The organism is Neisseria mucosa, from assembly GCF_003044445.1.
Lineage (GTDB): Bacteria > Pseudomonadota > Gammaproteobacteria > Burkholderiales > Neisseriaceae > Neisseria > Neisseria mucosa_A.
On sequence record NZ_POWX01000012.1, the window covers coordinates 1 to 12,708 of the forward strand.

A 12,708-nucleotide genomic window follows, 5' to 3' on the forward strand; every position below is an offset into this window, starting at 1 on the left:
GTGGGAAGCGGTCGATGTGTTTGGCAATCATGGCTTGGGCGGTTTGCCGGAAGAAGGTGCTCATGAGAAATCCCCTAAATGTCTTGGTGGGAATTTAGGGGATTTTGGGGAATTTTGCAAAGGTCTCATCAAGTGTATCGGTTGCAAATTATCCGTTCTATCTGCGGCTTTCTTTGAAACAGGTTGGAGAAAGGTCGTCTGAAAGCCGACAACATCAGCTTTCAGACGACCTTTTTCTGTTTTTAAACCCGAATCAGTCAAACAGTTCGCCCACTTTGTCCCAGAACGATTTTTTGCGCGGGGTTTGGCTGCGGTCGAGACCGGTCGAGATTTTTTCGAACTCTTCCAGCAATTCTTTCTGGCGGTCGGTCAGGTTGACCGGCGTTTCCACCAAAACGTGGCAGTACAAATCGCCCATCGAGTTAGAGCGCAGGGATTTGATGCCTTTGCCTTTGACGCGCATACGGCGGCCGGTTTGCGTTTCTTTCGGGATGCTCAGTTTGACTTTGCCATCCAAGGTCGGGACTTCGACTTCGCCGCCCAAGGCTGCGACGGCGAAGCTGATAGGCAACTCGCAATGCAAATCCAAGCCGTTGCGCTCGAAGATTTTGTGTTTTTTGACGCGGACGTTGACGTACAAATCGCCTGCGGGCGCGCCGTGCGTACCCGGTTCGCCTTCGCCGCTCAAGCGGATGCGTTGACCGTCGTCGATGCCGGCGGGAATGTTGACCTCAACGGTTTTGCTGGTTTTGGTGCGGCCTTCGCCACGGCATTTGACGCACGGGTCTTTGATTTCCTTGCCTGTGCCGTGGCAGGTCGGACAGGTCTGCTGCATTTGAAAAATGGCTTGGCGGACGTGTACCGTACCGGAGCCGTGACAGGTCGAACAAGTTGATGCGGACGTACCGGGTTTTGCGCCGCTGCCGTGGCAGACATCGCATTCTTCGTAGGTTGGGATGTTGATGCGTTTTTTGATGCCTTTGGCGGCATCTTCCAGCGTGATTTCGACGCCGACCTGCAAATCCGCGCCTTGATAGTTTGGCTGACGGCCGCCGCCCCCGCCTCCGCCGAACATTTGGCTGAAGATGTCGGAAAAGTCGAAGCCTTGCGCGCCGCCGAACCCGCCAAAACCGCCGAATCCGCCTGCGCCGCCGCCCATGCCTTGTTCGAACGCGGCATGGCCGTATTGGTCATACATGGCGCGTTTTTCTTTGTCGGACAAGGTGTCGTAGGCTTTTTGAACTTCTTTAAATTTTTCTTCCGCTTCTTTGTCGCCGGGATTGCGGTCGGGATGGTATTTCATCGCCAGCTTGCGGTAGGCTTTTTTGATTTCGTCGTCGCTCGCACCGCGCGCCACGCCGAGTGTTGCATAAAAATCTTGGTTGCTCATGATAGTGATGGTTGTTGATATGTGTAAAAACTAGACCGGATATATGGGTGGGGTGGGGAAAACTCAAGTGTCTGAATGTGAGGTCGTCTGAAAAATACCGTTCTGTTTTCAGACGACCTTTGTCAAACCGACCTAACGACAACCTGCTATAATCCCTCTTTTATTTTTCTCAGGGCGGACGGGCGATTCGAAACGGGCTGGATTTTGGCACAGAAATGCCGGATTCAAGGCAAAAAACGCAGCAAGATTGGACATCTTGCGAGTATTTTTAACGCAGAAGGCGGCAATTTATGGAATAAAATACCGCCGTTATCGAATCGTCAGCCCGCCCTCACATTTTCAAGCGAAAAACAGAATGACCATGCAAGAACATTACCAGCCCGCCGCCATCGAGCCTGCGGCGCAGAAAAAATGGGACGACGTCCGTATTTTCAACGTCTCCGAAGACGCTTCCAAACCCAAATACTACTGCCTCTCCATGTTCCCCTACCCCAGCGGCAAGCTGCACATGGGGCATGTGCGCAACTACACCATCGGCGACGTATTGAGCCGCTTCAAACGCTTAAACGGCTTCAACGTCATGCAGCCTATGGGTTGGGACGCGTTCGGCATGCCGGCGGAAAACGCGGCGATGAAAAACAACGTCGCCCCTGCCGCTTGGACGTACGACAACATCGAATACATGAAAACCCAGCTCAAAAGCCTGGGTTTTGCGATTGACTGGGAACGCGAAGTCGCCACCTGCAAACCCGAATACTACCGCTGGGAACAATGGCTGTTTACCAAGCTGTTTGAAAAAGGCATCGTCTATCGCAAAAACGGCACGGTAAACTGGGACCCCGTCGACCAAACCGTCCTTGCCAACGAGCAAGTCATCGACGGGCGCGGCTGGCGTTCGGGCGCGTTGATCGAAAAACGCGAAATCCCGATGTATTACTTCAAAATCACGGATTACGCCGAAGAGCTGCTCAACGATTTGGACAAGCTGGAACACTGGCCGGAACAAGTCAAAACCATGCAGCGCAACTGGATCGGCAAATCTCGCGGTATGACCGTGCGCTTCGCCGTTTCAGACGACAGCAAACAAGGCTTGGAAGGCGATTACGCGAAATTCCTGCAAGTTTATACCACCCGCCCCGACACGCTGATGGGCGCGACTTATGTCGCCGTTGCCGCCGAGCATCCGCTGGCAACCGCCGCAGCCGCCGACAAACCCGAATTGCAGGCATTTATCGCCGAATGCAAAGCGGGTTCCGTTGCCGAAGCCGACATGGCGACGATGGAGAAAAAAGGCGTGCCGACCGGCCGCTACGTCGTCAACCCGCTCAACGGCGACAAGCTGGAAGTGTGGATTGCCAACTATGTATTATGGGGTTACGGCGACGGCGCGGTGATGGCTGTTCCGGCGCACGACGAACGCGATTTCGAGTTCGCCACCAAATACAATCTGCCGAAAAAACAAGTCATTGCCGTTGGCGACAACGCATTCGACGAAAACCAATGGCAAGAATGGTACGGCGACAAAGAAAACGGCGTATTGGTCAACAGCGGCGACTTGGACGGCATGAATTTTCAGACGGCCTTCGACGCCATCGCCGCCAAACTGCAAAGCCAAGACGCAGGCGAACCGAAAACCCAATACCGCCTGCGCGACTGGGGTATTTCGCGCCAACGCTACTGGGGCTGCCCGATTCCTATCGTCCATTGCGAAAAATGCGGCGACGTTCCCGTCCCCGCCGACCAACTGCCCGTCGTCCTGCCTGAAAACGTCGTACCTGACGGCATGGGTTCGCCGCTGGCAAAAATGCCCGAGTTTTACGAAACCACCTGCCCATGCTGCGGCGGTGCGGCAAAACGCGAAACCGACACCATGGACACCTTCATGGAATCAAGCTGGTACTTCTTCCGCTACATGTCGCCTAAGTTCGCAGAAGGCATGGTATCGGCTGAAGCCGCAAAATACTGGGGCGCGGTCGACCAATACATCGGCGGTATCGAACACGCGATTTTGCACCTCTTATACGCGCGCTTCTTCACCAAACTGATGCGCGACGAAGGTCTGGTCAATGTTGACGAACCGTTCGAACGCCTGCTCACGCAAGGCATGGTCGTCTGCGAAACCTACTACCGCGAAAACGCCAACGGCAGCAAAGACTGGATCAACCCTGCCGATGTCGAATTGACTTTCGACGACAAAGGCCGCCCCGTTTCCGCCGTCCTCAAAGCCGACGGCCTGCCCGTCGTCATCAGCGGCACGGAAAAAATGTCCAAGTCCAAAAACAACGGCGTCGATCCGCAAGAGCTGATTAATGCCTACGGCGCGGATACCGCCCGCCTGTTCATGATGTTCGCCGCACCGCCCGAACAGTCCCTCGAATGGAGCGACAGCGGCGTCGAAGGCGCACACCGCTTCCTGCGCCGCCTGTGGCGTACCGTTTACGAATACCTGAAGCAAGGCGGCGCGGTCGAAGCGTTTGCAGGCAACCAAGACGGTTTGTCTAAAGAACTCAAAGACCTGCGCCACAAACTGCACGCCACTACCGCCAAAGTCAGCGACGACTACGGCCGCCGCCAGCAGTTCAACACCGCCATCGCCGCCGTGATGGAACTGCTCAACCAATACGACAAAACCGACACCGGCAGCGAACAAGGCCGCGCCGTCGCCCAAGAAGTATTGGAAACCGCCGTACGCCTGTTGTGGCCCATCGTGCCGCATATCTGCGAAACCCTATGGAGCGAATTGAACGGCGCGAAACTGTGGGAAGCAGGCTGGCCGACAGTCGACGAAGCCGCCTTGGTCAAATCCGAAATCGAAGTGATGGTTCAAGTCAACGGCAAACTGCGCGGCAAAATCACCGTCGCCGCCGACGCCTCCAAAGCCGACCTCGAAGCCGCCGCACTCGCCACCGAAGGCGCGGTGAAATTCATGGAAGGCAAACCCGCCAAGAAAATCATCGTCGTACCGGGCAGACTGGTGAACATCGTGGTGTAAAGCCAATTCGGCATTGACCGTTGCAATAAGATAAGGTCGTCTGAAAACTTGGAAACAGGGTTTTCAGACGACTTTTTTACATTTTTCAGCGGAAGATTTTGGGAGGCGAGGTATGTGCTGAGATGACGGCATGGAATTTTTGTTTAATTGATGGGCTGTTTTATAGGAAAAGCCTGCGTTTCAGGTTGAAAGACAGCTAACCGTAGCGTAGGCTTTGCCCACAGATTATTTTTGGGAAAGCAAAGGTCGTCTGAAAACTGAACTGCACCCCAAAAGTTGGACATCCCCTCCAACTCACAAGGTGCAGTTTTTTTATGAGCAAATATACATTACACTTCAAATACCAAGCCGTACTCCACTACCTGCATATACGCAGCCAACAGCGTACCGCAGATCATTACGGCATTTCCCGAACCCACCTGCGACGATGGATACGCGCCTATCAGGAAGGCGGCATCGGCGCACTCGAACATCCCCAATCCAAAACCATGCCCCAACACCGCAAAAACCCCTTCATCGCCGACAAACCCGACCACGAAAAAACACAGGCAGAGCTTATCGAAGAGTTGTGCTATATGCGCGCAAAGGTTGCCTATCTAAAGGAGTTAAAAGCCCTCAGCCAAAAGCGGACCGAAAAGGACAAAGCCAAACCGTCCAAACACTGAGGGCGCAACACCCGCTCAAATACCTGCTGCACATCGCAAACCTGCCCAAAAGCAGCTTTTACTACCACCACCAAGACCGGCCTGACCCCGACGCAGCCGACAAAGCCCTCCTTGTCGAAACCTACAAACGGCATAAAGGACGCTACGGGCAAAGGCGCATTGCCGCAGCATTGGGTTGGAACCGCAAAAAAGCAGCGCGGTTGATGAAGCAGATGGAACTGAAAGCCCTCATACGGGCGAAAAAAGCCTACCGCCATCCCGCCATGGGCGAAATATCGGAACACCTCCTCAAACGCCTATTCAAAGCTGAAAAGCCTAACGAAAAATGGCTGACCGACGTTACCGAACTCAAAGGGAAGGACGGCAAACTGTACCTCTCGCCAATCTTGGACTTGTTCAACCGCGAGATCGTCGCCTACGCCATGAGCCGCAATGCTAACAGCGAAATGGTGAAGGAAATGCTCGAAAAAGCCGCACCCCGTCTGACTGATAAGGGAACGATGCTGCATTCCGACCAAGGTGTGCTGTACCGTACGGCGGGGTATAGGGAATTGCTTGCGGAGCATTCCATGGTTCAAAGCATGTCGCGTAAGGCGAACTGCTGGGACAATGCGCCGATGGAAAGCTTCTTTGCGGTGTTGAAGACGGAGTGTTTCTATAACGCAGGTGAATTGACGGTAGATGAATTGATGAAGCAGATAGATGACTATATGGATTACTACAACCGGGAGCGTTGCAGTTTGAAATTGAAAAAGCCGAGTCCTGTCGCATACAGAACCCAGCTTGCACAGAGCGCCTGAATAGGCTTTTATGAGTGTCCAAGATTTGGGGGCCAGTTCAAACCTGCGTACCGGTTTCAGACGACCTTTTATGGGTTTTCACCGTTTTCCGTCTTTCTGCCATTGTGATAAAGTAGCCCGACCTTTTGTTCAAAATACGCGGATTCCACCACACAGCTTATGGAAATATCCTGTCTTAACAGCCAACAGCTCGTCAACATGGTTCAACAGGGCGAAGGGGGCGACTATTTGGACGGCAGCTACCGTTTTGAAACCTTGTGCAGCGGCATTTCCCTGCACGGCGGCAGCCTGACCGCGCGCAAAACGTTTCAAAGCACGCGCCTGTCGGAGCCATACATCGCGTTTGTCCTGCTGCTCGAAGGCAGTTTGGATTTTGGCATCAATCGCGAACGTTACCGTATTGAGGCTGAAGGCGGACATGTCCTATTGATTGCGTGCGACGAGGAAATCTTGTTCAGCCGTTATTTGTATGAAGGCGGGCATACGGCGAAACTGACGCTCAAGGGGCTAGACCGCTGGCTGGTGCGCCCGCAATATGCGGGTTTGCTGCAGGCGGTTTATCGGGAAAAAGTCAGACATTGGCCGCTGGACAGCGGTCTGCGCCGCCTTGCTTTAAGCAGCTTGAAGGGGGCGGAGCAAGGTGGATTGGCGGACGACTTACAGCGTGAAGCGGACGTGTTGCAACTTTTGGCAGGACTGTGGACGGATTTTCTCAACCGCTATCCCTATACCGAAACCGCCGCCGAACCGCCGCATCCTTCGGAAAGTTTCATCCGTCTGCTCAACCAGGCATTTGAGGCGGGCGCGCACCAAGTATCCGCGCTTGCCGACGCGCTGCATATCAGCGAGCGGACGCTGCAACGCCGCCTGAAAGAATCGTTCGGTACGACGGCGAGCGAGTGGCTGCGGCACAAGCATATGCAATATGCGCTGTATGCTTTGGGTACGGACAGCGTCAGCATAGGCGAAACAGCCTACCGTTGCGGCTACGCCCATGTTTCAAGCTTTACCAAGGCATTTCGCGAATATTTCGGCTGCACACCGGCGGAGTTGAGAAAACGAGGTGAGTGATAGGGCAAATAGTGAGGGGGTCGTCTGAAAACTATGTTTCAGGTTTTCAGACGACCTTTGTTGACATGAACCTGTTAGATGTTTGACAACGTTTGGAGTGGAAGGATTTGGGATGCAGCACATCGTAGCGTGGGCTATGCCCACGAAAGACAAAATCTTGCCGAGACTATTCTGCTTTGTCTGCTCCGTGGGCAAAGCCCACGCTACGGCCGCTAAAAATAAGTGGGGCACAATATAAAAAACAGAGGTCGTCTGAAAACCGTATTTCTGGTTTTCAGACGACCTTTTCCTTACGCCTTATTGTGTTTCGCGAACTTTATTCGCCGTAATAGGCTTTGGTCAGGATTTCCTCCATGTCGGCGACCAATGCCAAACGCGGGTTGGCGGGAGTGCATTGGTCTTCGAAGGACAGCATTGCCAGTTCTTTGCGGCCGTCGATGAAGGTTTTTTCGTCTATGCCTTGTTCTTTGAACGACATTTTGATGCCGACGTTGACCGCCAGTTCATGACAGGCGCGGGCGAAGGATTCTACGCCTTCGGCAGGGGTGGCGCACGGCAGGCCTAAGGTACGGGCGATTTCCTGATATTTCAGGTCGGCTTTGTAGTAGTTGTACTTCGGCCAAGTGGCGGTTTTCTGCGGGCGCGTGCCGTTGTAGCGGATGACGTGCGGCAGCAGGATAGCGTTGGCGCGGCCGTGCGGAACGTGGTATTTGCCGCCGATTTTGTGCGCCATCGAGTGGTTGATGCCGAGAAATGCGTTGGAGAACGCCATGCCTGCGATGGTGGAAGCGTTGTGCATGTGTTCGCGCGCTTCGGGGTCGGACGCGCCGTGTTTGTAGGAGCGTTCGAGGTATTGGAACACGAGCTTGATGGCTTGCAGGGCGAGGCCGTCGGTAAAGTCGTTGGCGAGCACGGAAACGTATGCTTCTACGGCGTGGGTCAGTACGTCCAGACCGGTGTCGGCGGTTACGCTGGCGGGGACGGTCATGGTAAACGCGGGATCGACGATGGCAATGGTCGGGGTCAGCGAGTAGTCGGCGATGGGGTATTTTTTGTCGCCGTCGCTGATGACGGTAAACGGCGTGACTTCGGAGCCGGTGCCCGATGTGGTTGGGATGCCGATGAATTTGGCTTTGCGGCCCAACTCAGGGAAGCGGAAGGCGCGTTTGCGGATGTCCATGAATTTTTGAACTAAATCCTCAAAATCGACTTGGGGTTGTTCGTAGAAGAGCCACATGGCTTTTGCCGCGTCCATCGGCGAGCCGCCGCCCAGCGCGATGATGGTGTCGGGCTGGAAGCTGCGCATCAAATCCGTGCCTTTATAGACGGTTTGGACGCTCGGATCGGCCTCGACATCGGTGAAAAGCTGGATGGTGACTTTGTTTTTACGTTGGTGGAGCTGGTGGGTTACTTTATCGACGAAGCCCAAATCGACCATCGAACGGTCGGTTACAATCATGACTTTTTCGCAGTCTTTCATGTCTTGCAGGTATTGGATGGAATCGCGCTCGAAATAGATTTTGGCGGGTACTTTGAACCATTGCATGTTGTTTCTCCGACGGCCTACTTTTTTGATGTTTAACAGATTGACTGCGCTGACGTTGCCGCCGACAGAGTTTTTGCCGTAAGAGCCGCATCCCAAGGTCAGGGACGGCAGGAAGGCGTTGTAAACGTCGCCGATGCCGCCGAAGGTGGAGGGCGAATTCCAAATCACGCGCAGGGCTTTGACGCGGGTGCCGAAGGTTTTTGCCAATTCTTGATCAGCGGTATGGATGGCGGCGGAGTGTCCCAAGCCGTCGAAGGCGACCATTTGTTCGGCAAACTGCAAGCCTTGTTCGGTGGAATCTGCTTTGAGCATCGCCAGTACGGGCGAGAGTTTTTCGCGGGTCAGCGGCTCGTTGGGGCCGACTTCGCGGCATTCGGCGATGATGATGTTGGTTTTTTCAGGGACTTTAAACCCGGCCTGTTCGGCAATCCACGCCGCCGGTTTGCCCACAACGGCGGAATTGAGTTTCGCGCCGCCGCAGTTGGCGCAGTTTGCCGTAACGCCGAAGATGAAGTCTTCGAGCATGGCTTTTTCTTTTTTGTTGGCGAAGTACACGCCGTAGGATTTGAACTCTTCGACCAACTCTTTATAAATCTCTTTATCGGCGATGACGGCTTGTTCACTGGCGCAGATCATGCCGTTGTCGAACGCTTTGGACATCACGATGTCGTGTGCCGCCTGTTGGATGTTTGCCGTTTTTTCGACATAGGCAGGCACGTTGCCCGCCCCGACGCCGAGCGCGGGTTTGCCGCAGGAATAAGCGGCTTCCACCATCGCATTGCCGCCGGTCGCCAAAATCGTCGCCACGCCCGGATGCTTCATCAGCGCGGAAGTGCCTTCCATAGACGGTTTTTCAATCCACTGGATGCAGTTTTCCGGCGCGCCAGCGGCAATCGCGGCATCGCGCACGATTTGGGCGGCGTGGGCGGAACACTGCTGGGCGGAAGGGTGGAACGAGAAAATAATCGGATTGCGGGTTTTCAGCGCAATCAGGGATTTGAAAATGGTGGTGGAAGTCGGATTGGTGGTCGGCACGATACCGCAGACGACCCCGACCGGATCGGCGATTTCGGTAATGCCGGTTACATCGTCCTCGCTGATGACGCCCACGGTTTTCAAATCGCGCAGGCGGCGCACGACGTTTTCGCAGGCAAACAGGTTTTTGGTCGCCTTATCTTCAAATACACCGCGTCCCGTTTCTTCGACCGCGTGCATGGCGAGTACACCATGTTTGTCCAGCGCGGCAATGGAGGCTTTGGCAACGATATAATCAATCTGCTCCTGATTCAGCTTGCGAAACTCGTCCAACGAGCGCAAACCCTTTTCAACCAAACTGTTGACCTCGGCTACGGCGGGGCTGACGACATTGTCGGCTGATGCGTTCATGGTGTATCTCCTTGATATAAGGTGGCAATAAAGTCGATAAATTTTCACTACGATTACTATAAGTAATTTTGTTACATTTCTCTTTGACTTACATCACAAACCATGCATGCTGTTTTCAGACGACCTCTTTCAGGATTTTTCTGTTTTTAATACATTGAAATAAAATCATTTTAACGAGTTTGATAAAAGGGGTCGCCGAGTTTCCTCCTTTGCCATATCGCTATTGTTTTACCTGCTGCAATTCATATGGAAACGAAATTCGTCGGATTTTGTATCAAAATTACAAATGAATCAGACAAAGCTAAATAAAGAAAAAAGGAAAAAGGTCGTCTGAAACCTTGAAGTCAAAGTTTCAGACGACCTTTTGATGATTGGAAGAAAAATCCGTCTAGTCAATCGAATAGCCGCGAAGGTATTGCGTGCGTTCGCGCGTCATGCGGGTGTCGCATTGGAGCTTGAGGTATTCGGCATGAGCAGGGCTGTCAGCCTGGGCAGCAGCCTGTTGACAGTTTTGGATCTTGTTCTGAATCCAGGCACGCTGTTCGGTGAGCAGTTCCTTTTGAACAGTATGTTCCATTCCGTCCCATATTCTTTGAATTTCGGAATCTGCATTGCGGTTTTGGCTGCGTGCATTGTCCAGATCGCTTTGCGAGAACGACGGCTCTTCGCGTTTCGCTTCTGTATCAGGATGCAGGATTTCGGTTTCCAATCCTGCTGCCTGCGGCACGCCCGATGCTTGGCTTGCAGCATTGTTTTCCAGAATATCTTCCGGAGAAACGACAGGCGGCTCATCGTATTTGCCTTTCAACAACTTCATAGCATCTTCTTTGCTGACTGCCTTGCCGTCAATCATCACAATACTTTTAACACCGTAGGGCAGCAGCAGCGAGGACAGCGTGCGCGCCGTCATGGAGACAGTGTTGTCTTCCAAAACGGCGTTGCCGTCTTTATCAGGCGTATAACGTACGGAAGTCGAAAGCGTATTGTCGGCAAATTTCAAATTGCTGCCTGTCAGCTTTTGTTCCAGTATTTCGGCCAAAGTCGTTTCGCTGTAAATCAAAGGGCTATTGTCTTCCGCTGCATTAAGGACATCGGCAGGAACGCGGATACTTAAATCCGCACCGCACATGGTTTTGTTGTCTTCATCAATTTGTTGGGCATTGTTTAAGCCGATTTCCAGTTCGGAACCGGCAGCAATGACTTTGTCCGCATCGACAAATTGGCGGCTGTCGTTGCGGGCGAATGCGCGCGCTTCTTGGCGGATAATGTTTTGGATTTGTGTTTTAATGCTTTGGATGGCGGCGGGATGATTGCATTCCAAAGCCTGCTTGGGCTCATCCTTGCCGCACGCGGCCAATATCAGGACGAGCGGCAAAGCCAGCAGTTTTTTGTTCATAAAATATCTCCTTGATGCGGTTGCAGACCAGACCGGACTGCTTTTCAGACGACCATCATAACAAAAGCACTTGCAGCAAGTAAATGTTGCAAGTGCTTTTTCAACGAACCGTTATAAACGCTTACTTATTTGGTGATAACGTTTACGAAACCGGAAAGGATTGCCGCGTTAATCAAGTCCACGAAGAACGCGCCGACCATAGGCACAATCAAGAAGGCTTTGTGCGAAGGGCCGAAAGTCTGCGTGATGGACTGCATATTGGCAACGGCGGTCGGGGTTGCGCCCAAACCGAAGCCGCAGTGGCCTGCCGCCAAAACCGCCGCATCGTAATCGCGTCCCATAAAGACGTAGGTAACAAATGTCGCGTACAGAATCATCACTACGGTTTGTACGGCGAGGATGATGGTTACAGGACCCGCCAGACCGGTCAATTCCCACAATTTCAAGTTCAAAAGTGCCATTGCGAGGAAAAGCGACAGGGATGCATTGCCGAATACGTCGATGGCGCGGTCGAACATATTGACTTTAAACGCAGAAGTCAGGATGTTACGAATAACGACACCGGCAAACAAACACCATACGAATTTCGGCAAGTCATACAGATATTCTTTATCGTAGCTGTCCACAATTTCGGCAAATGCCAAACACGCTGCAAACATGGCAAGTGTTTCGACTGCGGATTCGGCGGTAATCAGGCGAGTGCGCTTTGCTTGCTCAAATACGTCATCAGTCTGCTCATCAGTATTCTCTTTGCCTGCGCTTTGTTCAATCGGTTTGCGTCCCAATTTGTTAATCAGACGACGTGCAACCGGACCGCCGATCAAGCCGCCGAATACCAGGCCGAACGTTGCCGAAGCCATACCCAATCCGGTAGCACCGACCAAGCCGAATTTGCTTTCAAAGTCAGGACCCCATGCACCTGCCGTACCGTGTCCGCCGGTCAGAGTAATCGAGCCGGTAATCAGGCCGATAAGCGGATCCAGTCCCAAAACCTTCGCCAAGCCGACGCCGACAAAGTTCTGCACGATGATAAACGCACCGACAATAGCGGTGAAAATCACCAACGGCAGACCGCCCGCTTTCAGACGGGAGAAGTCCGCGCTCAAACCGATAGAGGTGAAGAAAATCAGCATGAATGCATCTTGCAGCGGTTTTTCAAATTTGAAGCTCACGCCGTAGGCTTGATGCAGTGCAAACAGGACAATCGCAGCAATCAAGCCGCCTGCCACAGGCTCGGGGATGTTGAAATCGCGCAGGAATTTGACTTTGTTTACCAAAACCTTACCAATCAACAAAACCAATGTGGCGGCAATCAACGTGTAGTAACTGTTAAATTCCCATTCCATAATCGTGTTACCTCTCAAAATCTCAAAAATGTTTTTCTTAAATCCGCCTTGCGGAATCAAACTGTTGGATATTAGGGTATGGGTTAAAGATTGTCAAAGACTAGTGAGGATTTCGG

At 52.9% G+C, this 12,708-nt stretch carries 9 protein-coding genes; 5 read left to right on the top strand and 4 right to left on the bottom strand.

Annotated features, from left to right (window positions below):
* Positions 1-202 (top strand): hypothetical protein (locus tag DBY90_RS13350; RefSeq protein ID WP_234405119.1); only part of this gene is annotated, 202 nt, incomplete at its 5' end.
* 51 nt (positions 203-253) lie between these two features.
* On the opposite strand, the gene dnaJ is transcribed toward DBY90_RS13350, so the two are convergent.
* Complete coding sequence (gene dnaJ / locus DBY90_RS07760) at positions 254-1,390, bottom strand: molecular chaperone DnaJ (protein ID WP_070493231.1); 1,137 nt, start codon at positions 1,388-1,390, stop codon at positions 254-256.
* Between the two features lie 361 nt (positions 1,391-1,751).
* Here dnaJ and leuS point away from each other — a divergent pair, with 361 nt between their 5' ends.
* The 4 genes from leuS (at position 1,752) to DBY90_RS07780 (ending at position 6,918) form a co-directional block, all read left to right on the top strand.
* Positions 1,752-4,382, top strand: coding sequence for a leucine--tRNA ligase (gene leuS / locus DBY90_RS07765; protein WP_107986968.1), 2,631 nt, complete (start codon positions 1,752-1,754; stop codon positions 4,380-4,382).
* Positions 4,383-4,696: 314 nt separating this feature from the next.
* Positions 4,697-5,047 carry a helix-turn-helix domain-containing protein gene (locus DBY90_RS07770; protein WP_234405120.1) on the top strand — a complete coding sequence of 117 codons (351 nt, stop codon included), beginning with the start codon at positions 4,697-4,699 and terminating at the stop codon, positions 5,045-5,047.
* Positions 4,951-5,847, top strand: a complete 897-nt coding sequence (locus tag DBY90_RS07775; protein WP_107986940.1) for an IS3 family transposase — start codon at positions 4,951-4,953, stop codon at positions 5,845-5,847. The genes DBY90_RS07770 and DBY90_RS07775 overlap by 97 nt, the downstream gene beginning before the upstream one ends.
* Before the next feature lie 159 nt (positions 5,848-6,006).
* A complete protein-coding gene (locus DBY90_RS07780; RefSeq protein ID WP_070492401.1) occupies positions 6,007-6,918 on the top strand; it encodes an AraC family transcriptional regulator in 912 nt (303 codons plus the stop codon).
* Between the two features lie 316 nt (positions 6,919-7,234).
* Here DBY90_RS07780 and adhE read toward each other — a convergent pair whose 3' ends face one another.
* From adhE to gltS, 3 genes are all read right to left on the bottom strand, one after another.
* A complete protein-coding gene (gene adhE / locus DBY90_RS07790) occupies positions 7,235-9,850 on the bottom strand; it encodes a bifunctional acetaldehyde-CoA/alcohol dehydrogenase (RefSeq protein WP_070492400.1) in 2,616 nt (871 codons plus the stop codon).
* Between the two features lie 388 nt (positions 9,851-10,238).
* The gene (locus tag DBY90_RS07795; RefSeq protein ID WP_060975247.1) at positions 10,239-11,246 is read right to left on the bottom strand and encodes a lysozyme inhibitor LprI family protein; all 1,008 of its coding nucleotides are present in this window, start codon (positions 11,244-11,246) and stop codon (positions 10,239-10,241) included.
* Between the two features lie 125 nt (positions 11,247-11,371).
* Positions 11,372-12,592: a sodium/glutamate symporter gene (gene gltS / locus DBY90_RS07800; RefSeq protein WP_070492399.1), complete on the bottom strand. Its 1,221-nt coding sequence runs from the start codon at positions 12,590-12,592 to the stop codon at positions 11,372-11,374.
* Between the last annotated feature and the right edge of the window lie 116 nt (positions 12,593-12,708).